Source organism: Pantanalinema sp. (genome assembly GCA_036704125.1).
Taxonomy (GTDB): Bacteria; Cyanobacteriota; Sericytochromatia; order S15B-MN24; family UBA4093; genus JAGIBK01.
The window spans coordinates 1-26,724 of record DATNQI010000032.1 but is presented as its reverse complement, the minus strand read 5'-3'; the positions used below and the strand labels follow the sequence as shown (position 1 = coordinate 26,724).

General features: G+C 68.6%; 28 protein-coding genes. 12 read left to right on the top strand and 16 right to left on the bottom strand.

Annotation, left to right across the window (positions count from 1 at the left end):
* The 3 genes from V6D00_04830 to V6D00_04820 all read right to left on the bottom strand — a co-directional run.
* Nucleotides 1-263: hypothetical protein (locus V6D00_04830; protein ID HEY9898487.1), on the bottom strand; the 263-nt coding region annotated here is incomplete at its 3' end.
* Nucleotides 264-382: 119 nt separating this feature from the next.
* On the bottom strand, nucleotides 383-1,789 hold the full coding sequence (rlmD, locus tag V6D00_04825) for a 23S rRNA (uracil(1939)-C(5))-methyltransferase RlmD (protein ID HEY9898486.1): 1,407 nt from the start codon (nucleotides 1,787-1,789) through the stop codon (nucleotides 383-385).
* Between the two features lie 63 nt (nucleotides 1,790-1,852).
* A complete protein-coding gene (locus tag V6D00_04820; GenBank protein HEY9898485.1) occupies nucleotides 1,853-2,689 on the bottom strand; it encodes a hypothetical protein in 837 nt (278 codons plus the stop codon).
* Between the two features lie 196 nt (nucleotides 2,690-2,885).
* Between V6D00_04820 and V6D00_04815 the strand changes: the two genes are divergently transcribed.
* Nucleotides 2,886-3,536, top strand: a complete 651-nt coding sequence (locus V6D00_04815; GenBank protein HEY9898484.1) for a hypothetical protein — start codon at nucleotides 2,886-2,888, stop codon at nucleotides 3,534-3,536.
* A 141-nt stretch (nucleotides 3,537-3,677) separates the two neighbouring features.
* Here the strand turns inward: V6D00_04815 and V6D00_04810 are convergent, their stop codons facing one another.
* Nucleotides 3,678-4,856 (bottom strand): glycosyltransferase family 1 protein, encoded by a 1,179-nt coding sequence (locus V6D00_04810; GenBank protein HEY9898483.1) that lies wholly within the window; start codon nucleotides 4,854-4,856, stop codon nucleotides 3,678-3,680.
* Nucleotides 4,857-4,863: 7 nt separating this feature from the next.
* Nucleotides 4,864-6,177, bottom strand: a complete 1,314-nt coding sequence (locus tag V6D00_04805) for an MFS transporter (protein ID HEY9898482.1) — start codon at nucleotides 6,175-6,177, stop codon at nucleotides 4,864-4,866.
* A 132-nt stretch (nucleotides 6,178-6,309) separates the two neighbouring features.
* Between V6D00_04805 and V6D00_04800 the strand changes: the two genes are divergently transcribed.
* From V6D00_04800 to V6D00_04785, 4 genes are read left to right on the top strand one after another with little or no spacing between them, the layout of a single operon-like run.
* Nucleotides 6,310-7,176 carry an LPP20 family lipoprotein gene (locus V6D00_04800; protein ID HEY9898481.1) on the top strand — a complete coding sequence of 289 codons (867 nt, stop codon included), beginning with the start codon at nucleotides 6,310-6,312 and terminating at the stop codon, nucleotides 7,174-7,176.
* 6 nt (nucleotides 7,177-7,182) lie between these two features.
* Complete coding sequence (locus V6D00_04795; protein ID HEY9898480.1) at nucleotides 7,183-8,694, top strand: hypothetical protein; 1,512 nt, start codon at nucleotides 7,183-7,185, stop codon at nucleotides 8,692-8,694.
* Nucleotides 8,682-9,263 (top strand): SRPBCC family protein, encoded by a 582-nt coding sequence (locus V6D00_04790; protein ID HEY9898479.1) that lies wholly within the window; start codon nucleotides 8,682-8,684, stop codon nucleotides 9,261-9,263. The genes V6D00_04795 and V6D00_04790 overlap by 13 nt, the downstream gene beginning before the upstream one ends.
* Entirely contained in the window at nucleotides 9,260-10,387 is a 1,128-nt protein-coding gene (locus V6D00_04785; GenBank protein HEY9898478.1) for a hypothetical protein, read from the top strand. Before V6D00_04790 ends, V6D00_04785 begins: the two co-directional genes overlap by 4 nt.
* 103 nt (nucleotides 10,388-10,490) lie before the next feature.
* Here the strand turns inward: V6D00_04785 and V6D00_04780 are convergent, their stop codons facing one another.
* Nucleotides 10,491-11,882, bottom strand: a complete 1,392-nt coding sequence (locus V6D00_04780) for a HEAT repeat domain-containing protein (GenBank protein HEY9898477.1) — start codon at nucleotides 11,880-11,882, stop codon at nucleotides 10,491-10,493.
* A gap of 69 nt (nucleotides 11,883-11,951) precedes the next feature.
* Entirely contained in the window at nucleotides 11,952-12,920 is a 969-nt protein-coding gene (locus V6D00_04775; GenBank protein HEY9898476.1) for a hypothetical protein, read from the bottom strand.
* 119 nt (nucleotides 12,921-13,039) lie between these two features.
* On the opposite strand from V6D00_04775, the gene V6D00_04770 reads away from it, so the two are divergent.
* The gene (locus V6D00_04770) at nucleotides 13,040-14,821 is read left to right on the top strand and encodes a proline--tRNA ligase (GenBank protein HEY9898475.1); all 1,782 of its coding nucleotides are present in this window, start codon (nucleotides 13,040-13,042) and stop codon (nucleotides 14,819-14,821) included.
* Between the two features lie 37 nt (nucleotides 14,822-14,858).
* Complete coding sequence (locus V6D00_04765) at nucleotides 14,859-15,713, top strand: HDOD domain-containing protein (protein HEY9898474.1); 855 nt, start codon at nucleotides 14,859-14,861, stop codon at nucleotides 15,711-15,713.
* 8 nt (nucleotides 15,714-15,721) lie between these two features.
* Here V6D00_04765 and V6D00_04760 read toward each other — a convergent pair whose 3' ends face one another.
* Both V6D00_04760 and V6D00_04755 read right to left on the bottom strand, forming a co-directional pair.
* A complete protein-coding gene (locus V6D00_04760; protein ID HEY9898473.1) occupies nucleotides 15,722-15,940 on the bottom strand; it encodes a hypothetical protein in 219 nt (72 codons plus the stop codon).
* Nucleotides 15,940-16,692 carry an alpha/beta fold hydrolase gene (locus V6D00_04755; protein ID HEY9898472.1) on the bottom strand — a complete coding sequence of 251 codons (753 nt, stop codon included), beginning with the start codon at nucleotides 16,690-16,692 and terminating at the stop codon, nucleotides 15,940-15,942. Before V6D00_04755 ends, V6D00_04760 begins: the two co-directional genes overlap by 1 nt.
* Nucleotides 16,693-16,722: 30 nt before the next feature.
* Here V6D00_04755 and V6D00_04750 point away from each other — a divergent pair, with 30 nt between their 5' ends.
* The 3 genes from V6D00_04750 (at nucleotide 16,723) to V6D00_04740 (ending at nucleotide 18,198) form a co-directional block, all read left to right on the top strand.
* A complete protein-coding gene (locus V6D00_04750; GenBank protein HEY9898471.1) occupies nucleotides 16,723-17,577 on the top strand; it encodes a histidinol-phosphatase in 855 nt (284 codons plus the stop codon).
* A gap of 31 nt (nucleotides 17,578-17,608) precedes the next feature.
* Nucleotides 17,609-17,791, top strand: a complete 183-nt coding sequence (locus V6D00_04745) for a hypothetical protein (GenBank protein ID HEY9898470.1) — start codon at nucleotides 17,609-17,611, stop codon at nucleotides 17,789-17,791.
* Between the two features lie 236 nt (nucleotides 17,792-18,027).
* Nucleotides 18,028-18,198: a hypothetical protein gene (locus V6D00_04740; protein ID HEY9898469.1), complete on the top strand. Its 171-nt coding sequence runs from the start codon at nucleotides 18,028-18,030 to the stop codon at nucleotides 18,196-18,198.
* Here V6D00_04740 and V6D00_04735 read toward each other — a convergent pair.
* On the bottom strand, nucleotides 18,195-18,896 hold the full coding sequence (locus tag V6D00_04735) for a lysophospholipid acyltransferase family protein (GenBank protein ID HEY9898468.1): 702 nt from the start codon (nucleotides 18,894-18,896) through the stop codon (nucleotides 18,195-18,197). The genes V6D00_04740 and V6D00_04735 overlap by 4 nt on opposite strands.
* Before the next feature lie 119 nt (nucleotides 18,897-19,015).
* Between V6D00_04735 and V6D00_04730 the strand changes: the two genes are divergently transcribed.
* The gene (locus tag V6D00_04730) at nucleotides 19,016-19,678 is read left to right on the top strand and encodes a class I SAM-dependent methyltransferase (protein HEY9898467.1); all 663 of its coding nucleotides are present in this window, start codon (nucleotides 19,016-19,018) and stop codon (nucleotides 19,676-19,678) included.
* An 11-nt stretch (nucleotides 19,679-19,689) separates the two neighbouring features.
* Nucleotides 19,690-20,118: a GNAT family N-acetyltransferase gene (locus V6D00_04725; protein HEY9898466.1), complete on the top strand. Its 429-nt coding sequence runs from the start codon at nucleotides 19,690-19,692 to the stop codon at nucleotides 20,116-20,118.
* Here the strand turns inward: V6D00_04725 and V6D00_04720 are convergent.
* From V6D00_04720 to V6D00_04695, 6 genes are all read right to left on the bottom strand, one after another.
* Nucleotides 20,115-20,606 (bottom strand): GNAT family N-acetyltransferase, encoded by a 492-nt coding sequence (locus V6D00_04720; protein HEY9898465.1) that lies wholly within the window; start codon nucleotides 20,604-20,606, stop codon nucleotides 20,115-20,117. The genes V6D00_04725 and V6D00_04720 overlap by 4 nt on opposite strands.
* 44 nt (nucleotides 20,607-20,650) lie before the next feature.
* Nucleotides 20,651-22,147: a 4-alpha-glucanotransferase gene (gene malQ / locus V6D00_04715; GenBank protein HEY9898464.1), complete on the bottom strand. Its 1,497-nt coding sequence runs from the start codon at nucleotides 22,145-22,147 to the stop codon at nucleotides 20,651-20,653.
* A gap of 13 nt (nucleotides 22,148-22,160) precedes the next feature.
* Nucleotides 22,161-23,792 (bottom strand): maltose alpha-D-glucosyltransferase, encoded by a 1,632-nt coding sequence (gene treS / locus V6D00_04710; GenBank protein HEY9898463.1) that lies wholly within the window; start codon nucleotides 23,790-23,792, stop codon nucleotides 22,161-22,163.
* A 150-nt stretch (nucleotides 23,793-23,942) separates the two neighbouring features.
* Entirely contained in the window at nucleotides 23,943-25,148 is a 1,206-nt protein-coding gene (locus V6D00_04705) for a cytochrome P450 (protein ID HEY9898462.1), read from the bottom strand.
* 110 nt (nucleotides 25,149-25,258) lie between these two features.
* Nucleotides 25,259-25,975, bottom strand: coding sequence for a peptidase E (locus V6D00_04700; protein HEY9898461.1), 717 nt, complete (start codon nucleotides 25,973-25,975; stop codon nucleotides 25,259-25,261).
* A gap of 12 nt (nucleotides 25,976-25,987) precedes the next feature.
* A partial coding sequence (locus V6D00_04695; GenBank protein ID HEY9898460.1) for an endonuclease occupies nucleotides 25,988-26,724 on the bottom strand: 737 nt, incomplete at its 5' end.

Here is a 26,724-nt window from a genome sequence, read left to right as displayed (position 1 = left end):
GGGGGGGTGGGACGGCTGCCGCCGGTCGAGGGAGGGGTGGGGCGATAGTTCCCGTCGTTCGCCGCGGGGGGGGTGGGACGGCTGCCGCCGGTCGAGGGAGGGGTGGGGCGGCCCGAATCGGACTGGTAACGGTCCTTGGAGGAAGGCGGAGCCGGGCGCTCGTCGCTGGCTGCGGGAGGAGCCGGACGCGTCGGCGCGGTGGGGCGGGCGGGCTCGACCGACGGGGGGACCGTACGACGGCTGACCGGGTTGTTGCTGCTCATGGAAAGTAGCCTCCTTCGCGACGACGCGGATGACGTTCGGTTTGTGTTAAGAACGTTATCCGCGCCCGGAAGGCGATCTTTCTTAAATCATCGCAAATCTAAGGTAAAGGAATGGCTAACTATTTCTCCGGCCGGGCCTCGGGCGAGGGGCGCTCCAGGAGGGCGACGGTCTCGACGTGAGAGGTCTGGGGGAACATGTCCACCGGCCGGGCACGGACGATGCGGTAGCCCCCCTGCTCGGCGAGGATCTTGAGATCGCGCGCGAGGGTGGCGGGGTTGCACGAGACGTAGACCACGCGGGGCACCCCGGTCTTTGCGATCGCAGCGAGCACCTCGGGCTCGCAGCCCTTGCGCGGGGGATCCAGCACCACCCCGTCCAGGGCGCCCATGGTCGAAAGCAGCTTCGGCAGGCGCTCCTCGACCTTGCCCGTCTCGAAGCGCACGTTGCTAATGCCGTTGCGCTCCGCGTTGGCCTGGGCGTCGCGGGTCGCCTCGGGGACGGCCTCGATGCCCACCACCTCGCCCGCGCCCCGCGAGGCGAGGTAGAGGGCGATGGTGCCCGTTCCCGAGTACAGGTCGGCCGCGCGGCCCTCGGGCCGAAGGGCCAGGTAGTCGGCAGCGAGCGCGTAAAGCTGCTCGACCTGCTCCGAGTTGACCTGGAAGAAGCTTCGCGCCGAGATGGCGAAGGTGAGCTCACCGATCCGCTCGCTCAGGTGGTCCTTGCCCCACAGGACCTTGGTCCGGTCGCCCATGAGGGTGTTGCCGGGCTTCGGGTGGATGTTCTGGACGATGGAGACGACGTGGGGGAAGCGCTCGCGGATCGCTTCGACCCAGGCGTCGGCCTGCGCGAAGGCCTCGCGGGTCGTGACCAGGCCGATCATCAGCTCGCCGGTCTGATGGCCGGCCTTGGCGAAGGCCGAGCGCAAAAAGCCCCGCCGGGTCTTCTCGTCGTAGACCTCGAAGCCGAAGCGAGGCAGCGCCTCGTGGAGGAAGCTCAGGACCTCGTTGTTGAGACCGTGCTGGATGTGACAGCGCTCGACGTCCACCACCCGGTGGCTGCGCGGCTCGTACATGCCGATCAGGTAGGCCTGGCCTTCCCTCGCGATCGCCCAGTGGACCTTGTTCCGGTAGTCCCAGGGGTCGGCCATGCCGAGGGTGGGCTCCAGCCAGTCGTCGACCGAGAAGCCGCCGATGCGGCGCAGGGCGTCGGCCACCTGCTCGCGCTTCCAGTGAAGCTGGCGTTCGTAGTCGATCTCCTGCCACTGGCAGCCGCCGCAGGTCCCGAAGAGCGGGCAGCGCGCCGCGACGCGCTCGGGCCCCTCGGTGATCACCTGTTCGACCAGCGCGCGGGCGTAGCCGGGCTTGGTGGAGACGACCTTGGCCCGGACGCGATCGCCCGGCACCCCGAGGGGCACGAAGACGGGGAAGCCATCGAGACGCGCGATCGCCTCACCGCCGCCGACGAGGGCCTCCAGCGTCAAGTCGAGGGAATCACCGACACGAACGGGAACTGCTTGCTTAGCCATGAGGTGCAGTATAGCACGCTTTGCGGGGTCAGCTGCGCCGCGCGCGGCGTGGGCGATCCCCCCTTACTCGCGGCCCGCCGCTCGCTGAAGTTGGGCCCAGGCGGCGCGAAGCGGAATGTCGGGAAGGTCGTTCACCAGGATTCCGATGCCGCGCTCATGCAGGCGCTGGGCCTCCCGATCCATCGACGGGGCCCCCGTCAGGCCGAAGGCCTGCACCCTAAGGAAGCGAGCGATCAGGTCGTCGGCATCCCCGTGGGTGGCCGCATGGGACTGGACACCGTGAACGGCGGCAAACCCCACCGACTCGACGAGGTGCTTGGTCATCGCGAAGTGACTGTCCGAGCGCTCCTCGAGCTGCTCGATCCGCTCCAACAGGGTCACGCTGAGCTCGGCGACCTTCCCGAAATCCCGGCCTTTGATCGCCGCTTCTGCGGCGTCCCGATAGTCCGTCAGCCACCCGTCCAGCCGGCGTGCCTCCTCGTCGCTGGCGCGATGGCGGTGCCGGGGCGGCGTCTCAGGCGGCAGGAGCCCGCTCATGGGCACGAAATCGGCCTGCACGACGGGGATCCCGCGCTTGTTGAACTCCGAGGCCGCCCGGTCGAACCAGGCCGCAAGCGGCAGGACGAGGTGCTCGAGGGTGATGAGCTTCTGGGAGAGCGGGAGCGAGGCACCTTCCGAGGCGCGTGCGTAAACCTCCCGGCGCGCTCGATTGGTCCGAATCGCGTCGCGAACGTGCCCGTAAAATCCCGTGGGGGAGCCTGCCGGCACGTAGCTGTTCGCGTCGGCAGGCCGCTTGGAATCGGCGTTGCTCGCGGCCGAAGCCGGCGCCGAAGGGGCCGGCGAGGAGACACGCAGCGGCGGCCTTCTGTTCGCGCTCGCGGCAAGCCAGTCATCAGGCATACTTCCGTCCTCCCGGAGCGATCAGGCCATCACCCCAGACGGTTATAGGGGGTGCTCATCCCATAGTTGCGCGTTGCGCTCCTGCGAGGCGCGACGATGCCGCCGCGGGCCTTTTTCCTTGCCAACCAGGGTATAAGGGATCGACCATACCTCATGATGTGCGGTTCGCCCTCAAGAAAGGAAGCAGTCAACCTCCATGGCATCCGTCAGTTTCTCGATCGGCGAAGCGCTCGGCTTCGGTTGGAAGACCTTCAAGACACACGCCTGGCTCCTCCTCGCGGCGGTGATCGGGCTCCTCGGCCTGACCTTCGCCCTCCAGTGGGGGCTCGACGCACTGCTGGGCGACCAGAGCCTCGCTTCCTCCTTGCTCGGAATGCTCGTAGGCATGGTTTCCGGGTGCTGCATCACCGGCTTCTACCTGGACCTGCTCGAGACCGGGACGCCGGATTTCCAGGCCCTCTTCAGCCGCCTCAGCACCAAGAAGGTCATCCACTTCTTGCTGTACTCCGCCGCCCTGGCCTTCATCTGCACGGTCGGGTTCGTCCTGCTCATCGTGCCGGGGGTGGTGTTCGCCGCCATGTTCAGCCAGGCGGGCTACCTCATCCTCGACCGCGACATGAACTTCCTCCAGGCCATGCAGGAGAGCGCCCGGATGACCAAGGGGGCCAAGGTGGACCTCTTCCTGTTCGGCCTCGCCGGGTTCGGCGTGTGCCTCCTCGGCCTGATCGCGCTGGTGGTCGGGGTCGGGGTGTCCATCATCGTCCTTGGTCTCGCCCAGACCTACATCTACCGCCAGTTGCTGCCCAAGCTGGACACTCCCGACGGGCTCGCCGTCGTGACGCCCTGAGCACTTCTTCGGCTTGAGACGCAAAAGAGAGCGGCCCAGGATGTCCTGAGCCGCTCTCTTTTCGATCGGGGTCAGACCGTGCCGCACTCGGCGCAGACCGAATTGGATCAGTCGTGGACCTCGCGGCCCTCGCCGAACACGTCAGCGCAAGGCGGGCGTCGCGGCCGAGCGGCCGGATGCGGCGGGCACCCGCGCGGGGCGCCCGAGGAGCCGATCGTAGACGTCCAGCGTCTCCTGGACGCCGCGCTGCTCGAAGAAGCGCGTCGACTGGGCGAGCCCTCGCCGGCGCAGATCCTCGCGCAGCCCCGGCTCGCTGACGAGGCGCTCGAGCGCCTCGGCCAGCGCCCCGCCATCGGCGGGGTCCGCGTTGAGGGCGGCGTCCCCGACCACCTCGGGCACCGAGCTCGCGGTGCTGGCGAGCACCGGGGTCCCGCAGAGCATGGCCTCGAGCGGAGGCAGGCCGAACCCCTCGTAGAAGCTGGGGAAGGCAAAGACCTCCGCGGCCCGGTAAAGCGCGGGCAGCTCGTCGTCCGGCACGAAGCCCAGGAAGCGCACCCGGTCGGACAGGCCGAGCTCGGACACCAGGCCCGCCAGGCGCATGGGCTTGCCGATCTTGAGGACCAGGCTCAAGCCGGGATGGCGCGGGGCGATCGCCTTGAAGGCGTGCAGCAGCCCCGCCATGTTCTTGTACTTGTACTCGGAGCCGAGCGCCAGGACGAAGCGCTCGGGAAGGGAATGACGCTCCCGCACCGCCTCGGCCGCCTCGTCCGAGACCGGCCCGAAGTTGGCCTCGAGCCAGTTGTAGACCACCGAGATCCGCTCGGGGGAAAAGCCCGTGTGCCGCACGATGTCCTGCTTCGAGAACTCCGAGACCGTGATCAGGTGATCGGTGCGGGCGAGGACGGGCTTGATCGACAGGGCGTAGTAGAGCGCCCAGCCGAGCCGCTCGTCGAGCCGGAAGCCCTCGGGGTAGGACAGCGGGATGGTGTCGTGGAGGGTCATCACCCGCTTGCATCCCGCCGGCAGGAAGAAGGGGGCGACCATCGAGGGGCTGTGGAAGAGGTCGGGCTTCAGCCGCTCGGCCAGCATCGGGATGACGACCTGCTCGCGCGGATCCACGATGGGGACCCCCGGGGCGACCAGGTCGAAATCCGGCCGGTCGTGCAGCTCGCTCAGCAGCTCGGGATGGTCGGTGAGCACCGTGTAGCGGTAGCCCGCGCCGTGACGCGCCAGGCCCCTAAGGAGATTGAAGGTGTAGCGCGCGAGCCCCGAGGGCTTCGGGCCCGCCTCGCGGGCGTCGATCATGATGTTCTTCGGCATGCTGAGCTTATCCGGCCGAGTGGCCCTGAACTTTCGTCCCAATCGCATCGGCCAGGCGCAAGAAGGCCATCCCGCCCATCAGGAGGCCGAAGAGGCCCATCACCACCGCCGGCCCCCAAAGGTCCGCGAGCGGGCCCGCGAGCGCCATGGGAAGGGTCGAGGCGAGGTTCATCAGCATGGCCTGCACCCCGAAGATGCGGCCCCGCACCTCCTCCTCGATGCCCTCCTGCAAGAGCGTCGAGATGGGGATCTCGATGCACGCCCCTCCCGCCCCGATGCCCACGGCCAGGGCGTAGACCAGAGGCCAGGCGATGGCGGGCCCGAGCGCCTGAGCGAAGACGCCCACGACCGCGAGGGCGAAGATGGCCGAGCCCGAGAGCGCGAAACCGGTGCGGATCAAGGCGGGCTTGGCGAAGCGCAGCCCCCAGCGCCCCAGGATCAGCGCGCCTGCCACCATGCCGAGCCCGACGAAGGCGAGGATGTAGGTGAAGTCGGCGGGGTCCGTGGTCTTGAGGGCCGAGAGGGCGAAGCCCTTGGCGATCACGTTCAGGGCCGCAAAGGTCCCGAACATGGTCATGGTCATCGAGTAGGCCTTGAGCAGGCGCGGATGGGCCTTGAGGTAGGCGAACGCGAAGCTCCACTCGGCCCAGAAAGAGCCCTGCTTCGCGCCTTCCTGCTTCTTCTGGTCCTCGGGTACGCGCAGCAGGGCCGCGCCCAGGGCGCAGACCAGGTAGAGGGCGACCACCACCAGGTGGGCCCTTCCAGGGGTCGCGACCCTCCAGATGGGGCCCGCGAGCGCGAAGCTGCCGATGAGGGCGCCGACCATGGTCGTCATGAAGACCGAGTTGGCCGCCATGAGGTGGTCCTTGCGCACCAGGGCGGGGATCGCCTTCATGAAGGCGGGATCGTGGAAGCGGGTCAGGACCGAGAAGCCGAACGAGAAGCCCAAAAGCGGCCAGACCGCATCGCCCGCGAAGGGGATGGCGAGCACCAGCAGCGCGCGCAGCAGGCCGGAGACGATCATCAGGGCGCGAAGGCTGAAGCGGTCCACGAAGACGCCCGCGACCGAGCCGAAGAGCACCGAGGGAATCGAGGAGGCGAGCGACAGGGCGCTGACGACCGAGTTGGACTGGTTGCCGTGGAAGTCGGCGAGCATGATCAGGAAGACGAAGAAGAGCTTTTCGCCGAGGTTGTGGACGGTGGAGACGAGCCACAGCCCCAGGAAGTTGCGGTCCCGGAAGAGGCCCTGCTCGTCCGCAGCGGCGTCCTGGGGGGCGGACTGGCCTGCCATGGGTACCTCGGTCGGGGAAGGAGCGCTCATGCCACCTCTGTCTTGCGCGTGCGTTCAGAAGGCCAATTCTAGCACACCGGGAAACCATCGAGTGGGCCTTGACGGAGCCTCGCTCGCAGGCTGAAATGGAGGGGTGACGCCGCCGACGCCAAGGAGCCGCCGATGACCCGCCCGCGCGCCCAGCAGCCCCGTGCTCGAATCGCCCTCGCGGCGATCGCCCTGATCCTCGCCTTTTCCCCCGCCCTCCCCGGTCGCGCCGAGGTCGAACAGACCGCCGCCGGCGTCACCGTCGACTGGACCGACGGCCTCATCGAGGTCACCGGCATGGGCGTCGAGCCCGAAAGCGGCACCCGCGCCCAGAAGCGCCTGATGGCCGAGCGGGCCGCCCTCACCGACGCCTACCGCAAGCTGGCCGAGGCCACCGACGGCCTGCGCGTCGAGGCCGACACCACCGTCAAGAACTTCGCCGCCGAGAGCGACCTCGTCCGGACCCAGCTCAGCAGCGTCATCAAGGGGGCGCGGATCCTCGAGACCCGCCACCTCGAGGACGGCTCGGCCGAGGTGCGGGTCTCGCTGGACCTCTACGGCAAGGGGCGCTCCGTCGCCAGGGCCGTCCTGAAGCAGCCGTCGCCCAGGAAGGGCAAGGTGACGGGCACCGTCGACTCCCTGATAGCCCCGGCCGAGGTCCGCACCGACTACACCGGCGTCGTCGTGGACGCCCGCGGGCTCGGGCTGGAGCCCGCCATGAGCCCCATGATCCTCGACGAGCAAGGCGCCAGGCTCTACCTCTCTTCCAAGGTCGCGGTCGAGCCCGACGCGGTGGTGAACAAGGGACTCGCCTCCTACGCCGGCAGCATCGCCGAGGGACAGAAGCTGCCGCGGGTCGGCTCCAACCCCCTCGTGATCAAGGCCAAGCGGGTCGAGGACCGGACCAACGTCGTGCTGGACGACGCCTCGGCCAAGCAGCTGCTCGGTGCGGACCGCCGGAAGGGCTTCCTCAAGGATCTCGCGGTCGTCCTGGTCCCGTAGGGCGCCATGCGACGGCTGCTCGTTTCACTGCTCGCGCTGCTCGTGCTTGCGCTGCCCGCCCGGGCCGCGGAGCTCTACGCGCGCAAGACCATCGCCGTCTTCGGCGAGCGCGGGGATCCCGCGGTCGCCGTGGTGCGCGACGCGTTCGGCTCCATGGAGCGCTTCGACTACGCGGCGATCCCCGTCAAGGCGTGCGACGAGCTCTACACCTTCCTCGATCGCTACGAGGCCCGGGTCGCCCAGACCGCGGCCGAGCAAGCCGCAAGCCGGCTCGAGCCCGACGAGAAGTTCAAGGAAGCCCTCGTGGACGGCGCCGACGTGGACCGGATCCGGCGCTCGGCCTACGCCCTGGCTCCGGCTTTTCGGTTCGCCCCCTGGGTGCGCGCCGAGGCCGAGACCAAGACCATCGACCGCAACGGCGTGCGCCATCAGCAGACCAGCGTCCGCTTCTCGAGCTCCTTCAGCTTCCACCTCATCGTCTACGACGTGGCCCAGCGCAAGGCCATCGGGCGCTACGCCGACAGCGACAAGCTCACCTACACCGTCACCAAGGAGATCGCCGAGACCGACAGCCGCGAGACCCGCGCCCACAAGGAGGCGCGCTTCATCGCGGACCTGCTCGCCCTCGAGGAGGGCGGCCCGCGCGCGAGGCTCTACGACCAGGCCGTCCGGCGCCTCGGCGGCATGGCGGCAAGCGCCGTGGTCTGGGCCCGCAAGCTGGACCCCTTCTTGATCAAGAGCCGGGTGATCACCGCCGACCTCTCGCGCGACCAGGTGCGGATGCAGTTCGGCAAGGACCTGGGCGTCCGCACGGACCACGCCTACCGGGTCGTGCGCAAGCGCCGGCAGGCGGACGACACCTTCAGGCTCGACCCCATCGGCTACCTCAAGGTCCGGACGGTGGAGGCGACCTCGAGCCTCGCCCAGCCCCTCCTGGTGGACGAGGCCTTCGGGGAGGGTGACCAGCTCCTCGAGATGCCGCGCCACGACGTCTACCCCGGCCTGCGACTCGGGCTTTCGCCGCTTCAGGGCTACGTCCCGGCCGTCAACGTCCCCGTCGAGTTCGACTTCGGGCCGTGGAGCGGAATAAGCGAGCTGTACGGGGTGGTCGAGGGGACCCTCCTCGGCGGCCTGCCGACCTACGGCCTGCAGGGGGAGATCGGCCTCGTCAAGAAGGAGTTCCGCCGGGCGTGGGGCTGGTACTACGGCGCCAAGGTCGGCGTGCTCAGGGCCCAGGCGAGCACCACCCCGATCGCGGGCTACGACACGGGCGCGATCCACGCCGTCACGGCGGGGGCCGGCCTCACCACGGGCCTCAACTATCACCTGAGCCCCGACGTCCTCGTGACGGCGGGGCTCGGCTACCAGCTCTACGCGCCGACGCGAGCGTGGAGCGCCAGCTACAGCAGCCTGGACGGCCGCAGGGAAGCCGAATACACCCTGCCCGCCTCGGCGAAGTATCCGACCATCTCGCCGAGCGGGTGGATCCTGAACGTGGGGTTCTCATGCGCCTTCTAGCCGTCACCGGCGCCGTCCTTCTCTCCTGCCTTTCGCTCGCGAGCGCCTCATCGGCCCTGACCGACGACGAGCAGGCCAAGCTCATGCGCGGCGAGACGATCGTCAAGAACATCAAGATCGAAGGCCTGAGCGGCATCGAGGCGAGCTTCTTCGCCAAGGCCCCCCTCGAGGTCGCCTACCGGATCCTCGCCGATACCGAGCAGCTGGCCGCGTTCATGCCCTCGATGAAGGAGTGCGTCATCCTCCAGCGCGGCGAGGGCTATGTCGTGGTCAAGCAGATCGGCGATGCGGGCGAGCTGACCCAGCGCCGCACCGCGCTCCCCCCGGACGAGATCCGCTGGACGATGATCCACAGCCCCGGCCTCCGCAACATGAAGGGCTACTGGCACCTGGAGGCGCTCGACGGGGGCACCGTCCTTTCCTACGGCCTCGCCGTCGAGCCCGTCGTCCCCGTCCCGAGCAGCGTGGTCATCCACTTCCAGCAACAGAAGCTCCCCCCCCTGGTCGCGAACGTCCGCGCGCGGATCGAGAGCCGCGGCAAGTGGACCAAGCCGGAGTTCGGTCGGTGAGGCCCCTCGCCGCGCTCGCCGTCGCGGGATGGTTGCTCGCGGCGCAACCTGCGCTCGCGGCCCCGAGCCCCGCCGCCGTCCTGGATGCGGGCGAGCGTGTCGTCACGGTCGAGGGCCGCGGCGAAACCGACGAGCAAGCGCTCAAGGACGCCTTCCGCAAGGCCATCGAGGAGGTCGTGGGGGTCCTGGTCAGCTCCGAGAGCGAGGTGCGCAACTTCGCCGGGGTCTCGGACCGCATCTACGCGCACAGCGAGGGCTACGTCCGGCGCTACGAGCTCCTCGACAAGTACCAGGACGTGGGCGGGGTGCGGGTGGTCATGGCGCGGGTCCGGGTGACGCAGGGGGCGATCGCCGATGACCTGGTGGCCCTCAAGGTGCTTCAGATGGAGCTCGGCAACCCCAAGATCCTGGCCGTCGCCGGCGACGAGGGCAGCCAGGGGGGTGAAAGCTCGACCTTCTCGCGGCTGGCGCTCGACCGCGTCAACCACTACCTCGGCGCCAAGGGCTTCGACTACGTGGACGCCGCCGAGCTCGAAGGCCCCGGCCCGGCAGTTGAAGCGCCGTCGGCGCTGGAGCGCGCCCGGGCGGTCGCCGCTCGCGCGGGCGCCGACGTGTTCGTGACGGTCTCGGCCGACCTGCGCGAGACCCGCCAGTCTGGAGCTTACCGCTTCGCGCGGGCCTCGGTTCGGATCAGCGCCTTCGAGGTCGCGACCGGCCGAGGCCTGGCCGCCGACTCCGGCTACTCGCGGGAGCTCGCCCTTAGATCCGGCGTCGAGTCGAGCAAGGAGGCCGCCATCGAGGAGGCGGTCGGCGACGCCATCGATCGCACCATGCGGCTGGTCGTCCAGCGCTGGAAGTCGGACGTGGCCAAGGGCCGCCCCTTCCGGGTCGCGATCCGGGGGCTCGGAAGCTACGCCCAGCAGCGCGCCTTCACCTCGGTCCTCGAGGAGGTGGGGCGCGAGCTGAAGCTGGATGCGTCCGGCGGGGGCGGGGCCTCCTACACCCTGTGGAGCCGGGAGGAGACGGCGACCCTCATCGACCGCATCCTGGCCAAGGGCGGCAAGATCAAGGGCCTGACCCTGCGCAAGCAGGACCAGGGGCGCCTGGAGTTCGAGATCCGCTGAGCGTCCAACGAAACGGTTCCTGCCACTTTAGCCGCAGGCGCTCGAGCCGCCCCCGGCGGCCAGTGGCCGTACCATGCCTGGTTTTGTTAGATGCTCTGAGCCTCTACCTCAGGCTGTTCTTCCAGCGGTTGAGGGACTTGTGGCTCTGGTGCACCAGCAGGGACGAGAGCGCCAGCGGGTGCAGGCGCTGCTCCTGGTACTCGCTGGTGAGGTCCTCGTCCTTGAAGATCAGGATGTTGTTGGTCAGGTCGTGGAAGCCGCAGACCAGGCGCGGCCTCAGCAGGATGTACACGCTCTGGAGGTAGTGCCGGATCCGCTGCTCCTCGCTGCCGCGCGCCTCACGGCTCGAGATGCGACGCAGCAGCGGGAGCAGCTCGTCGACGCTCGAAAGCTCGGACAGCGAGCGACGGCAGGCGTCCTCGATCATGGGCACGATGGTCTCGTACTCGGAGGGCCAGAGCGTCTCGAAGAGGCGCGGCAGGATCCGCGGGTCGTTGTAGTGGCCAAGGGAGCGAATCACATTCTGGAGGACCTCGGCGTCCCCGTCGCCCAGGGCCGCCAAGAGCGCGGGAAGGCGCTCCGGGTCGACGTCGACGGCCAGGGCGTCAGAGGCCGCGCGGCGGATCATCACGTCGCGATCGGACAGCAGGCGCAGGAGCAGGTCGTTGGCAGCCGGATCCTCGAGGGCCTGCAGCTTGCGCAAGGCGAAGGGCCGGCAGTAGTGACTCTCGTCGCTCACGTAGGCGATGAGGGCCTGGGCGACCTCCGGCGAGCGCAGCTCGATCAGCGCCGAGATCGTCGCCTTGATGAGGTAGTCGTTGACCGTGCCGTTGAGGATCTGGATCAAAGGCTCGATGGCCCTGCGCGGATCCAGGCTGACCAGCACCGGGATGAGGCGCTCGCAGGCCAGGGGGTTCAGCTCATCGATCATGGTGCACAGCGGCTCGAAGACGCTGGGACCGATGGCCATCAGCGCCTCGGCCGCGAAGCGAGCCGTCTCCTCGGAGTGGCCGAGCGCGAGCGCGAGCGACCTCGCAGCCGAGGGATCCTGGCGCGAGCCCAGCGACTCGGTCGCCGCCATCACGACGAACTCGTCGAGATCGGTGAGGAGCTCGGTCAGCATCGCGGTCACCGCGACGCCCTGAAAGCCGGCGAGCCCCTGCGCCACGATGCGCCGCACCTTGGGGTCCCGGTCCGCGAGGGCGGCCCTCAGCACCGGCAGGGTGGAGGACAAACGCGTGTTCAGCAGGCCCTTGAGGGCCAGCAGCTTGAGGGTGGCATCCTCGTTCTGCGCGACCTGCGCCAGGCAGTAGGCGGCCTGCGGCGTGGCGATCTGGCCCAGGAGGTGGGCCGTCTTGAGACGGGTCGCGCGATCGGGATGGGCGAGCTGCTTGGTCCAGTACGGCAGCGTCCCCGGCAGCAGGCCGGATCGATAGAGGGCCAGGATCCCGATGATGAAGGCCGCTAGGACCGCAAGGGCAATCGTGAGGTGCAAGGTAGGACCAATCTAATCACGCATGGGGTTCGCCCTCCCATTCTACGGCCAAAGCGGCCGCTCGAAAAGTCACGGCGAGCGAGTCTCCGCCTGGGGCAGGGCCTCCTCGAGGGCCCGGACCCGGTCCGCGAGGAGCTCGGCCTGGGCGATGCCCCGGTCCAGGGCGTCGCGCCCGGCGCGAAGCCGGGTCGCCAGCGTCTCCTCGGTCTCGCTGGTGGCGAGGATCCCTTCGAGCCGCGCGCATCGCGCCTGGAGGGAGGCTGAAAGCTCCACCAGGTAGGGGATCCAGGGGGCTTGCGCCGGCTCCTGCTGCGAGAGCTCGACGCCGAGGGCCCGAAGCTCGCTGGCCACCCGCAGGGCCAGGTCGGCGCGGGCCTCGAGGGTCGATGCGAGGGCCAGGTCCAGCGCAAGCTGGGTCAGGCGATCGCCGAGCGCTCGGAGGTGCGGGGCCTCGGCGGCCGGGCTCTGCATCTGGGCCTGCAAGAGGCGCTCGTGCAGGCCCACAGCCTGCTCGCTGAGGTCCTGGGCGAAAGTCCAGGCCTCGTACGCCCGCCGCGAGGGCGCCGTGGCGAGGACGTAGGCGCGATCGATCGCGCGCAGGGTCCCTGCCAGCGCGTCGCGCAGCGCCGGCAGCGCGCTGGCCACCCCCGCCACGCGCGAGGCGGCCTCGTCGAGCCAGGCGCTCCGAACGGCCTGGGCCCCGGTGGCGCGAGGTCCCCGGCGCCCCCAGGTCCAGGCGAGCGCGATCACGAGCAGCCCGGCCCCGAGCGCGAGGGCAGCCCCGAGAGCAAGAGCGTTCGCTTCTTTCCGGGGCAGGCGCGACGGCCCGGCGCTCGTGTCGAGAAGGGGCGCCACCTCGGCCGGGGTCGAGAGCGGCTGCGGCGCGAGGGCCTGCGTGGCGGGCGCCGCCGAGGGCGTGGCGCTCGGGGCCATCAGGGTGAGCTCGGGCCCCGGCACGGGACGCTCGGCCGGGATCCGGGCCAGGGCGGGAGCGGCGGCGGCCAGGGCAATCAGGCATGCAAACGACAGTCGAAGCAACATATCCTCATCATGCCATGACGGGCCGCCCCATGGGCGGCTTTCGGCTATAATGGATCTTCTCTCGCCGCGCCCCGCGTCGCGAACCCCGCCCTGCACCAGAAGAGGAACCTCATCCCATGAAAATGTCCCAGATCCTCGCGCCCACCCTGCGCGAAGTCCCCGCCGAAGCCGAGATCATCAGCCACCAGCTCCTCTTGCGCGCGGGCTTCATCCGCCGGGTCACCCCCGGGGTCTACAACCTGTACCCGCTCATGTGGCGCGTGGTGCGCAAGGTCGAGCAGATCGTCCGCGAGGAGATGGACCGCATCGGCAGCCAGGAGCTGCGCATGCCGATCCTCTCCCCGGCCGAGCTGTGGATGGAGTCGGGCCGCTGGCAGGCCTACGGCAAGGAGATGTTCCGCCTCAAGAACCGCCACGACCGCGACGAGCTGTTGGGCCCCACCCACGAGGAGGTCGTGACCGCCATCGGCCGCGAGGAGCTCAGGAGCTACCGCCAGCTGCCCACCACCCTCTACCAGATCCAGGTCAAGTTCCGCGACGAGATCCGGCCCCGCTTCGGCCTGCTGCGCGGCCGCGAGTTCATCATGAAGGACGCCTACTCCTTCCACACCGACACCGACAGCCTCGAGGTGACCTACGCCGAGCAGTGCCGCGCCTACACCCGCATCTTCGAGCGCTGCGGGCTGCACACCCGCATGGTCGAGTCGGACGTGGGGGCCATCGGCGGCTCGGCGGCCCACGAGTTCATGGTCGTGGTGGACACGGCCGGCGGCGAGAACGACCTGCTGTTCTGCGATTCGTGCGACTACGCCGCCAACGTGGAGCGGGCAGAGAGCCTGCTGGCCAAGGGGGTCGCCGAGGCGCCCAAGGCGCTCGAGAAGGTCTCGACCCCTTCGACCAAGACCATCGCCCAGCTCGCCGACTTCCTCAAGGTGGCGCCCTCGGCCATCGTCAAGACCCTCGTCTACCGCGTCGAGACCATGCCCGAGGATCCCGCCCAGGCCGAGCAGACCGACCTCTCCTTCGTGGCGGTGCTGATCCGCGGCGACCTGGAGGTCAACGACGTCAAGCTCGCCAACGCCCTGGGCGCCCTCGACCTGCGCCTGGCGAGCGACGAGGAGCTCTCGGCGCGCGCCGGCGCCGCGGCGGGCTTCGTCGGCCCCATCGGCCTTTCGGTCGACGCGGTGGTCGCCGACCAGTCGGTGCGCGAGCTGAGCAACTTCGTGCTCGGCCCCAACGAGACCGACATGCACTTCGTCAACGCCAACTGGGGCCGCGACTACACCCCCGAGCGCTGGGTCGAGGTGCGCCTGGCCAAGACGGGCGACACCTGCTCGCGCTGCGGCAAGGGCCACCTCTCGCATGCCAAGGGCATCGAGGTGGGCAACACCTTCAAGCTCGGCACCAAGTACTCGGCCAAGATGGGCGCGACCTACATGGACCAGGACGGGAGCGAGAAGCCCTTCGTCATGGGCTGCTACGGCATCGGCGTGACCCGCACCGCCCAGGCCGCCGTCGAGGCGCTGCACGACGCGGACGGCATCAAGTGGCCGGTGGCGATCGCCCCCTACCAGGTGGTGGTGGTGCCGACCAACGTCAAGGACGAGGCCCTCATGGAGGTCGCCCAGCGCCTCTACCGCGAGGCCGCTTCCCAGGGGCTCGAGGTCGTCCTGGACGACCGCGAGGAGCGCGCGGGCGTCAAGTTCAAGGACGCGGACCTCATCGGCTTCCCGGTGCGCGTGACGGTCGGCAAGGGTGTCGCCGAGGGCAAGGTCGAGGTCAAGTTCCGGCACGAGGGCCAGACCGAGGCCGTCGCGATCGACGGGGCCGTGGCGCGCGTCCGCGATTACGTGAAGCAGGCCATTCACGGTAATCATCACCAGCCGATCGGGGTATAAACCAAGCGTTCGCTTCATCACTCAGGAGGCAACCACTGTGTCCAGCAAGCTCGAAGACCTGCTCATGAACAAGGTTGATACCTTGCCGCAGTTCCGCTTCTCCCCGATCCTCAACGAGGCGATGGAGCTGCTGGACGACCCTGACGCGAACGTCGACGCGCTTGCCTCGGTCATCGCCAAGGACAAGCAGCTCGCCGGCCAGCTGCTGAGCACGACGACGGAGCGCGCCCAGCGCTCCGTCCAGAACGTCCACCAGGCCATCCGCCTGATGGGCCTCAACACGGTCAAGAACTTCATCACCGCCACCACCACGGCGGACGGCAAGACCAGCGGGCTGGACCCCGCGACCTTCGAGATCATGCAGGGGCGGCTCTGGAAGCACTCGCAGCTGGTGGCCATCTGCTGCCAGCTGCTCGCCCAGGAGCTCGCGTACCCCAACCTGTCGCAGGCCTACGCGGCGGGCCTGTTCCACGACCTGGGCAAGGCCATCCTCAACGCCTTCGCCTTCGAGGAGATCTCGGAGTCGATCAAGCTGACCCAGGCCAAGGCGGTCTCGACCGTCACCGCCGAGGACCACGCCCTCGGCTTCAACCACTCCTACTTCGGGGCCAAGGTGCTCGAGCGCTGGGGCATGCCCCCCGCGCTGATCGAGCCCGTTCGCCTGCACCACATGCCCCTCGAGGCGGTGCTCAACAAGCGCCTGGTCCGGATCGTCCACCTGGCGGACGTGGCCGTCAACTGCCAGCAGACCAAGCTGCCCATCGGCATCTCGCTCTTCCCGGTGGACAAGACGGTGCTCGCCGAGTCGGGCGTCACCAAGGAGCGCCTGACCGAGATCGCCGTGCAGTCCGCCGACCTCTTCGCCAAGATCGAGGCGAAGTCAGCCGGCTGACCTAGCGACTACATCCCGAAGTAGCGCCCGATGAGGGTCTCGGCCTGCGCGAGCAACACGCGCAGGCCGAGCACGTCTTCGGCGGCCATGCGCTCGTCGTGGGCCTCGATGTAGGCGAAGGCCTCGTCGGTTCGCTGCACCAGCTGCTGCTGCTCGAAAGGCCCCTGCTCGATCGCTTCGAGCAGGGCGTCGTACATCTCGCGGGGGGTCCATTCCAGGTAACTCATCAAGGCCTCGGCAAGGTGGTGAGGAAGTCGGCGATCGCGTCGTTGACGGCCCCGGGCCGCTCGATCATCGGGACGTGGCCCGCCTCGGGGATCCAGCACAGGCGCGAGCCAGGGATGGCCGCGTGGAAGGCCTCGGCGTAGGCTGGCGGCAGGATCCGGTCGTGCTCGCCCCACAGGACGAGCGTCGGCAAGCGGATCTCGCCGAGTCGCGCCTGCATGTCGCTGCGCAGGGGCTTCGCCGTCAGGCGCTGCATCGTAGCATACCAGGCGGGAGGCTCCCCCGTCGCGGTGCGACCGAGGGTGGGGGAGGGGCGGTAGAAGAGGGCCCTCAGGAACTGCTCGACCCCGAGCTCGGCCGGCGAGAGGGTGGGCACCCCCTCGACCCTGATGCCCGAGGCGTCGATCAGGACCAGGCCCCCCACCCTGTCGGGATGATCCAGGGCGAGCTGCAGCGCCACCCTGCCGCCCATCGAGGTGCCGACGACCACGGGGCGCGCCCAGCCCGCGAGGGCCATCCACTCGGCCACGAGCGCGGCGTAGTCGTCCACCGACTCCACGCCGGGAGGCAGCTCGGATTCACCGTAGCCGGGGAGGTCGATGGCGATCGCGGTGCGGGTCAGCCCGAAGCGGCGCAGCTGGTTGAACCAGGTCTTGCCGTTGCCGCCGGTGCCGTGGATGAAGAGGATCGGCGCCCCCTCGCCCCGCACGTAGGCGCGGAGCCGCGCGCCTCGAAGGTTATAAGCCTGTTCCATGCTACCATTACACCACGGAAAGGAGGCTCCATGCGCGGAAGCATCACCGACTACCACGTCCACGTCGAGCGCGGCCCCTACACCCTCGAGTGGCTGGAGCGCTTCGTCGACCAGGCCGAGCGCGCGGGCGTCACCGAGCTCGGCATCTCCGAGCACGCCTACCGCTTCACCCAGACCCGCCCCCTGCTCTCCAACCCCTGGGTCGAGAAGCGCAAGACCGAGGACCTGGACGAGTACCTGGGCCTCCTGCTCGACGCCCGCAAGAAGGGGATCCGCATCAAGATCGGCATCGAGATGGACTTCATGCCGGACAACGCCGAGCGCATGAAGGACTTCCTCGCCGCCTACCCCTTCGACTACGCCATCGGCTCGGTCCACTGGCTCGGCGGCTTCGGTTTCGACCTGGACGAGATGCGCGACCAGTGGGAGCAGAACCGGATCGAGGACGTCTACGAGACCTACTTCTCGGTGCTCGAGCAGCTCATCGCCTCGAAGTGCGTGGACATCATCGGCCACGCGGACGTGATCAAGGTCTTCGGCTTCAAGGCCCCCGAGGTCGCCGCCCTCTGGTACGAGCGCCTGACGCCCAAGATCAAGGCCTCGGGCCTCGCCGTCGAGGTCAGCACCGCCGGCTGGCGCAAGCCGGTCAACGAGATCTACCCGGCCCCCGAGTGGCTGCCCCGGCTGGTGGCCGCGGGCGTCCCGCTGGTGCTCTCGTCCGACGCCCATCGCCCCGAGGACGTGGGTGCCCTCTACCCGCAAGCCCTCGACCTGCTTCGCGCCCTCGGCGTCAAGGGCTTCGCGACGTTCACGGGACGCAAGATGAGTAACGGCGCCGCTTCATTAGCCAGCGACGGTTTTCAAAAACGCACAAATGGTACATGAAAGCTTGGGCCCACCCCGTTTCCCCGCCGAGGTGCCGCGCGTGACGATCATCCCGACCCTGAACATCGAGAACCCCGACTTCAACGCGCTGCGTCAGCAAGCCTGGCAGGCGGTCGGCAGCGACTCGGGCGCCGACTACGACTCATTCGCCCTCGGCTTCAACACGGCCCTCACCTCGATCCTGGGATCCCTGGCGAGCCCCGCTCGCGACTGAGCGCGGGCGTCCCCCGCTTCTCTGGTGACGGTGCGGGTCGCCCCTGGTACCATGGAGGACGAATACCATTCAAGCGCAATCCCGCGCCGGGGGTCACTCCCGGCGCGGGATTTCTCCTGGAAGCCAACAAGCAAGCGTCAAGCAAGGTGGCCGCAACATTTCCGTAACACGCGATGCGCTAGTCTAGGGGGGTAGCCCCCTGGAGCCAAGGGATAACCCCCGACCGAGAGGACCCCATGCCGATGATCATTCCCCTGCTCGATCTCGAGAACCCCGACTTCACCGCCCTGCGCCAGAAGGCATGGCAAGCGATCGGTCACCAGAGCGGCGCCGACTACGAGTCGTTCACCCTCGGTTTCCAGACCGCCATCACCTCGATGCTGGGGTCCCTGGCCTGCCCGGACTAGCCCTTGAACTCGGAGCAGACGGCCCCGCGCACCGCCTCGACCAGGTCGTCCAGGGTCTCGCGGGTGTAGTCCTCGGTCGCGATCGCCTCGCCGAAGACCACCTCGATCGTGCCGGGCCGCAAGCGCCAGTCTCCGTTGCGCAGGAGCTGGTAGGCGCCGTTGAAGGTGAAGGGGACGATGTCCGCCCCGGCGCCGAGGGCCATGTGGAAGCCCCCCTTCTTGAAGGGACCGATCCGGCCGTCCTTGGTGCGGGTGCCCTCCGGCAGGATGACGATCGAGGTGCCGCGCCTGAGGCGATCGGTCGCCTCTGCGATGGTGGCGCGCGCAGCCTCGGGATCCTCCCGGTCGATGGGGATGTTGCCCCAGGCCCGCGACGCCGCCCCGTAGAGCGGCAGGCGCTGGTTCTCGCGCTTCTCGATCCCCACCATGTGGTGCGGGATCGCGACCACCAGGACGAAGGGATCGAGCAGATTCTGATGGTTGCCCATGAAGACGTGGGCACGCGACCAGTCGACCCGCTCGGTCCCGATCACCCTGATCCGGATCCCGCACAGGAAGAAGGCCGAGCGCGCCGTGGCCTGGACGACCCGCAGCCCGAGCGCCGGGTCGATGGCGAGCGCCAGCACCAGCACGGGGAGGGCGACGAGCAGGTGCAGGATCCAGACCAGCCAGGCATACAGCGAAAAGAGCGTCTTCATCACCCGTTTCATTCCCGCCGGCGCGCGCGGAGAAACGCTTCGGCCGACGCGCGCTTGCCCCTCGCATGCGAGCAAGGGATAATGGCCCCGACGCGGCGCAAGCGCAACGAGGAGGGGCCATGACGCTCAAAGAACTCCAGGTGACCAATCGGATCCACGACTACATGATCGCCAACTCGCTGCGCGAGCCCGAGGTGCTGCGCCGCCTGCGCGAGGAGACCGAGCGCCACCCTCGCGCCCAGATGCAGATCTCGGCGATGCAGGGGCAGTTCATGCGGCTGCTGATCCAGCTTTTGGGCGCCAAGAAGACCCTCGAAGTCGGGGTCTTCACAGGCTACAGCTCGCTCTCGGTCGCCCTCGCCCTGCCCGAGGACGCTCAGATCATCGCCTGCGACGTGTCCGAGGAGTACACCGCGGTCGCCCGGCGCTACTGGGCCGAGGCCGGCGTCGCCCACAAGATCGACCTGCGCCTGGCCCCGGCCCTCGAGACCCTGGACGCCCTCGTCGCCCAAGGCCACGCGGGGACCTTCGACTTCGCGTTCATCGACGCCGACAAGGAGAACGACCTGGCCTACTACGAGCGCGCGCTCACCCTCGCCAGGCCCGGCGGCCTGATCGCCATCGACAACGTGCTGTGGTCGGGCTCGGTGGCGGATCCGAGCGACCGCGACGAAAGCACCGAGGCCATCCGCGCGCTCAATCGCCTCGTGCACCACGACGAGCGCGTGGACATGAGCATGCTGCCGGTGGCCGACGGGCTGACGCTCGCGAGGAAACGCTGAAAAGGATCCCCATGCCCATCGTCGAGACCACCGCCGAGACCATCACTCCCCTGCGCTTCGCCGTCCTGCGGCCCCACCGGCCCATCGAGGAGTCGCGCTACCCCACGGACCAGGCCCCCGGCACCATCCACCTGGCCGCCTACGACGGCGAGACCCTCGTGGGCTGCACCTCGGCGCACCTGGAGCCCGCTCCCGGACGCGAGGGACAGGCCTACCGCCTGCGCGGCATGGCCGTGCAGGAAGGCTACCGCGGCAAGGGGATCGGCGCGCAGCTGCTCGAAGCGATGGAGGCGCGCATCAAGGCGACGGGCACGCCGCTCGTCTGGTGTAACGGCAGGACGCAGGCGGGCGCCTTCTACCGCCGCCACGGCTGGCAGCCAGAAGGCGCCGAGTTCGACATCGTCGGCGTCCCCCACTACGTGTTCAGCAAAGTGCTCTAGTACAGCGCGACGGGCTCCCCACCCGCGAGGCGGTCCAGCTTGTCGCCCGTCACCCGGTAGACCGTCCACTCGGCCATGGCCTTCGCGCCCTGAGCCCTGTAGAACTGGATGGACGGCTCGTTCCAGTCCAGCACGCTCCACTCCAGGCGGCCGCAGCCGCGCTCCACGGCGAGCTGCGCGAGGCGCACCAAGAGCTGCTTTCCGATGCCCTTGCCCCGGAACTCGGGCTTCACGAACAGGTCCTCCAGGTAGATGCCGGGCTTGGCCAGGAAGGTCGAGTAGTTGTGGAAGAAGAGGGCGAAGCCAGCAAGCGCGCCTTCCTCCTCGGCCATCAGGACCTCGACGTAGGGGCGATCGCCGAACAGGTGCGCGTGCAGGCGCTCCTCGGTGGCCTCGACCTCGTGCAGGAGCTGCTCGTAGTCGGCCAGATCCTTGATGAGGGCCAGGATGGCGGGCACGTCGCAAGGGGTGGCGAAGCGGATGGTCATGGTCGAGGCGTCCTGGGGATCGAAGAAGGGATCAGGCCTCCATCTTACAACGGCTCCCGGTCGTAGAGGCGCGTCATCCGGTCGAAGCGCGCCTTGATCTCGGGGGTGAGGCCCCCCTCCTCGAAGCGCCATGCCCAGTTGCCTCCCATGGTGCCCGGGGTGTTCATCCGGGCCTCGGACCCCAGGCCCAGCAGGTCCTGGAGGGGCACCACCGAGAGGTCCGCCACCGAGGCGTGCCCCAGCCGGATCAGCTCCCAGTGGGGCTCGGTGATGCGGTCCTTGCCGAGGTACTCGGCCATCAGGGCCTTGTCCTCGGGCTTGGCCTTCTCGTACCAGCCCTTGCTCGTATCGTTGTCGTGGGTGCCGGGGTAGACCGCGCAGTTGCGCTCAAAGAGGTGCGGGAAGTAGTTGTTCTCCTCGGCGGCGTCGAAGGCGAACTGCAGAATCTTCATGCCGGGAAGCCCGAAGCGATCGCGCAGCTCCACCACGTCCGGGGTGATCACCCCCAGGTCCTCGGCGATGAGGGGAAGCTCGCCCAGCTGATCCGCGAGGGCCTCGAACAGGGCCGCCCCCGGCCCCGGCACCCACCGCCCGTTGACCGCCGTCGGCTCGAGCGCGGGGATCTCCCAGAAGCCCGCGAAGCCGCGGAAGTGGTCGAGGCGAATGAGGTCCACCAGGCGCAACAGCGATCGCAGGCGCGCCGCCCACCACGCGTAGCCCGTCCCGGCCATGGCCGCCCAGTCGTAGTGAGGGTTGCCCCAGAGCTGACCCGTGGCGCTGAAGTAATCGGGCGGCACCCCCGCCACGACCAGCGGGTGGCCCTTCGAATCCAGCCGCCACAGCTCGGGGTGCGCCCAGACGTCTGCGCTGTCGTGGGCGACGAAGATCGGGGCGTCCCCGATGAGGCGCACGTTCCGGGAATTGGCGTAGGCCTTGAGGCCCTGCCACTGGCCGAAGAACTGGTACTGTCCGAACTGGTGGAGCCTGATCCGCGACGCGAGGCGCTCGCGGGCCGCCTCGAGGGCCTGCGCCTCGCGCCGGGCGAGCTCCATCGGCCAGTCGATCCAGGGCAGGCCGCCCTGCTCCTCCTTGATCGCCATGAAGAGGCCGTAATCGTCGAGCCAGTGACGCTCCTCGTCGAGGAAGGCGTCGAAGCGCGCCTTCTCCTCGAAGCTCGCGCGCTCCTCGTAGTTCCTGAAGGCCGTCGCGAGGATCATTCGCTTCCAGGGGCCCACCGCCCCGTAGTCCACCCGATGGCGCGGGAACTCCGGGGCCGCATCCAGGTCGACCTCGTCGAGCCAGCCCGCCTCGTGCAGGGCGACGGGCGAGATGAGGTAGGGATTGCCCGCGAAGGCCGAGGGCGAGAAGTAGGGCGAGTCCCCGACGCTGGTCGGCGTCAGCGGCAGCACCTGCCACCACCCCTGCGCCATGTCGGCCAGGTGCTCGACCCAGGCGATCGCCTGCGGTCCCAAATCGCCGATGCCGAAGCGCCCCGGCAACGAGGAGGGATGCAACAGGATGCCGCTGCGACGGGGGCTCATGGGCGCCTTCCTTTCATCGGGTCAGGTGGAACCAGTAGAAGCCGTAGGGCGCAAGGCTCAGCCGGTAAGGCGCCTGAGTCACCTCCGGGAAGGGCGTCTCGCCCAAGATCTCCAGCGCTCGCGCGCCCTGCCAGGGCGAGAGGGGGAGATCCACCGCCAGGGCCTTGCCTGACAGGTTGTTCACCACCAGCACCGCTTCGCCCTCGAAGTCCCGCACGTAGGCGAAGACCTGCCGGGCCTCGGGGTGGACGAAGCGGATGGAGCCTCGCCCGAAGGCCCTGAAGCGCTTGCGGACGGCGAGCAGCCGCCGAAGCCAGTGGTAGAAGGACGTGGGCACCGCCTGCGCGTTCTGCACGCTCACGGCCAGGTAGTGGTACACCGGGTCGGTGATGACGCTCAGGTAGAGCTCGCTCGGCCTGGCCGTCGAGAAGCCCGCGTTGCGCGAGTCGTCCCACTGCATGGGCGTGCGGACCCCGAAGCGGTCCGGCAGGTGGATGTTGTCGCCCATGCCGATCTCGTCGCCGTAGTAGAGGACCGGGCTGCCGGGCAAGGAGAGCAGCAGGCTGTGCAGCACCTCGACCTGGCGGCGATCGCCGTCCACCAGGGGCCAGAGCCTGCGCCGGATGCCGACGTTGATCTTCATGCGCGGCTCGGGCGCGTAGACCCGGTACATGTAGGCGCGCTCCTCGTCGGTCACCATCTCGAGGGTCAGCTCGTCGTGGTTTCGAAGGAAGGTCGCCCACTGGCAATCGGGGGGGATGTCGGGCGTCTTGCCGAGGATCCACTCCAGGGGCTCGCGGCTCTCCTTCTTGAGGGCCATGTACATGCGCGGCATGACCGGGAAGTGGAAGGAGATCTGCAATTCGTCGCCGTCCCCGAAGTAGGCCCGCACGTCGTCGGGCCACTGGTTGGCCTCGCCGAGCATGATGGCCTCGGGGTAGTGCGCGTCCATGTAGGCGCGCAGCTCCTTGAGGTACTGGTGCGTCCGGGGCAGGTTCTCGGAGCTGGTGCCCTCCTCCTCGAAGAGGTAGGGGATGGCGTCCGCCCGGAAGCCGTCGAGGCCCATGTCCATCCAGAACGTGAAGACGTCGAGCATCTCCTGGCGGACCCTGGGGTTCTCGTAGTTGAGGTCGGGCTGGTGGCTGAAGAAGCGGTGCCAGTAGTAGCGCCTGGCGCTCTCGTCCCAGGTCCAGTTCGACTTCTCGGTGTCGGTGAAGATGATGCGGGTGCCCGCGTACTTGCGGTCGTCGTCGCTCCAGACGTAGTAGTCGTGGTAGGGGTTGTCGGGGCCCTTGCGGGCCTCCTGGAACCAGGGGTGGTCGCTCGACGTGTGGTTGAGCACCAGGTCCGCGATGACCCGCAGGCCGCGCCGCTTGGCCTCTTGCAGGAAGCGCTTGAAGTCGTCGAGGGTGCCCAGGTCCGGGTGGATGCCCTTGTAGTCCGAGATGTCGTAGCCGTCGTCGCGCAAGGGCGAGGGGTACATGGGCAGGATCCAGATGCAGTCGACCCCCAGCTCCTTGATGTAGTCGAGCCTGCTCGTCAGGCCGACGAAGTCGCCGAGGCCGTCCCCGTTGCCGTCCTGGAAGGTCCGGATCGAGACCTCGTAGAAGACGGCATCCTTGTACCACTGCGACGCGTTCGCCATCCATCGTCCTCCTCTCCCCGCCCCCCGGTGGGACGGGGTCGGGGGTGGGGGGATCTCAACATTCCGAGTCCCCGGCGCCTGCGGCGTAGGGAACTTGATTGTATCCCCCCACCCCTAGCCCCGCCCCACCGGGGGGCGGGGAAAGGGGGGCTAGCCCGCCGTCAAGGCGATGCGCTCGCCCTGACGGAACGCGAGCGGCAGCTCCATGAGGCCGTCCAGCAGGATGCTGTCCAGCGCCGCCAACCGGGGTTCGCCGTCGATGCAGAGCCCCTGCAGCCGGTCGAGGATGGCCGCCAGGGCGATGCGGGCCTCGAGGCGCGCCAGCGGCGCCCCGATGCAGAAGTGGACCCCGTGGCCGAAGGCGAGGTGAGGATTGGGCGATCGCGAAACGTCGAAGCGATCGGCCTCTGGAAAGACGCCCTCGTCCCGATTGGCCGAGGAGAGAATGGCCACGACGCGCTGGCCGGCCTCGATGCGATGCCCGCCCAGGCTCACGTCCTCGAGCGCCACCCGCGAGATCGCCCGGACCGGAGAGCGGAAGCGCAGGACCTCCTCGAGGGCCGAGGGCAGGAGACCGCGCTCGAAGCGCAGGCGCGCGAGCGCCTCGGGCTGCGTCAGCAGGGTCCACACCGCGTTGGTGATGAGGTTCACCGTCGTGACGTGCCCCGCGATGAGCAGCAGGTTACAGAAGCTCAGGATGTCCTGCTCGCTCAGACGCTCGCCGTCCGCCTCGGCGACCAGCAGTTCGCTCAGCAGGTCCTCTCGCGGCGCCTCTCGGCGCTCGGCCAGGATGTCGGTGAAATAGTCGTCCATCTCCTGCTGGATGGCGAAGCGCCGTGGCGAAACCTCGTTGCTCAGGAGAATACCGCCATCCTCGCCCACGATGGCGGCTGCCCACTGCTTGAAGCGCGCGCGATCCGCCTCGGGCACGCCGAGCAGCTCCGCGATGACCATCACCGGCAAGGGATAGGCGAGCTGGCTCACCAGCTCCATCCGGCCGCGCTCGACGACCTCGTCGAGCAAATGATTGACCAGCGCCTTGATGCGAGGGGCCAAGCGATTGATCGCCGCCGGGGTGAAGGTGTGGGCGAGAATGCCGCGCAGCTGACGGTGGCGCGGTGGATCGGTGGTGATGAGGCTCGGGCGCAGCCGGCCGCGCACCTCGTGGAGGCGCGTCACCCTGCGGAAGTCCGATGAGAAGCGGGCGTGATCCGTAAGGACCGCCTTGGCGCCGGCATAGCGGAAGACGCCCCAGCACCCGCTCCGATCGTCATAGGCGACCGGGTGATCCCGGCGCATCGCCGCGTAAAAGCCGTAGGGCGCGATCCGATCCTCGGGGGCGGGAAAAATGCGCATCGAGCAGGCTCCTGTCCAGGTCAGGCCTCAGCCGCTCGATGGTACCCCCCCGCGGGGAGCGGGAGAATCGTTTGAAATGAGGAAGGTGTTTGGAAGCGACGAAGGGAGTGCTACCCCAGATACGACGGCTCCAGGGGCAGCGCGAAGAGGGTGTTCCGCCTCACCTCGATCCGGAAAGCCTGCGCCTCCGGTCGGGAGCTGACGGCGCGCCGGAGCTTCCCGTCCACGTAGTGGAGCGCCACCCCATCCTCCAGGGCGAGCCCCGGGGCGACGAGGCCCCGCAGCATGAAGCGCTGGTAGGCGACCTTTCGCTCCGGCTCGCCGTCATAGTGGACGCAGAGGCTGCCGCTCAGCAGGCCCAGGCCCTTGACCGGGGCGAACTGGCCCGGTGCCGAGTCGGTCATTCCCGCCTCGAACCAGCAGAAGGCCCCCGCGCTGACTCCGGCGAGCACGATGCCCGCCTCGTAGGCCTCCTTGATCACGAGATCGAAGCGGGTCTTGTGCCACTGGTCGAGCAGGTTCAGGGCGTCGCCGCCGCCCACGTAGAGGATGTCCTGGGCCATGACGTGGTCCCGGACGCTCGCGACGTTGGGGATCTTGACCGTCAGGTGGCTCGGCTCGCAATCGAGCGTCTTGAAGGTGCGGTAGAAGCGATCGATGTAGTCACCCGAGTCGAAGCTCGCGGTGGAGACGAAGCAGACCTTGGGCCTCGGCTTGCCGCTCAGGGCGAGCAGCTCCTTGTCGAGGGCGAGGTTGCCGGGCTCCAGGGAGAAACCGCCGCCTCCGATGGCATAGATCTGCTTCGGTCGGGGCTCTTGTGGGCTCAAACGGGACCTTCCTTATCGGGTCGGAAACGCTCCGATCGCCTCCACGTACTCGGGATGGTCGATGAAGGGGTTCCGGTTCTTCTGCAGCTTGTAGATCGCCTCGTTCCGCCGACGCTCGTCCGCGTCGACCGGATCCTCGCGATGCCACTTCAATAGAGTATCGTGCTCGACGCGGAAGTTGTCCAACCAGACGTCAGCCGTCTTGGAGACGGCGTAGTTGGTGTAGAAGTAGAAGATGGCGCGGGCCACGTTGCCCTTGTGGACCTTGCGCGGCTCGAAGACCTGATTCCCGCTCGCATCGAGGCCCGTCTTCACGCGATCGAGGGCGACTTCCAGGAGGGGGAACTCCTGCAACGGATTCTTCACGTTCCCGAACGGGGAATTGCCACGCACGCTGTTGATGCGGGTATCGACCGGGAAGAGATGGTGCAGGTCGGAGCGGGCCGGCTCGGTCTTGGCCCCCATGCTCTGCGGCCAGGTGTGCTCGGTGCTGAAGCCCTTGCCCGCCTGGTAGGCGGTTTCACGATCATGGACGCCCTTGATGACGCGACCCGTGTAGACGCAGGTGACGGTATCGGTGTCGGTGGGGTCGTCGACGTCGGCGAACAGCTCATCCCGGGCGGCATCGTAGTTCAGGACGGCGTGCTTCTTGACGATCTTGTTGAGGGCCTTGAGCAACGCGTCACCGGTCTTGCCCTCGGCAGCCTTGTAGTAGGCGGCACTCTGCGCCTGGGGCGAATCAGCGGAAC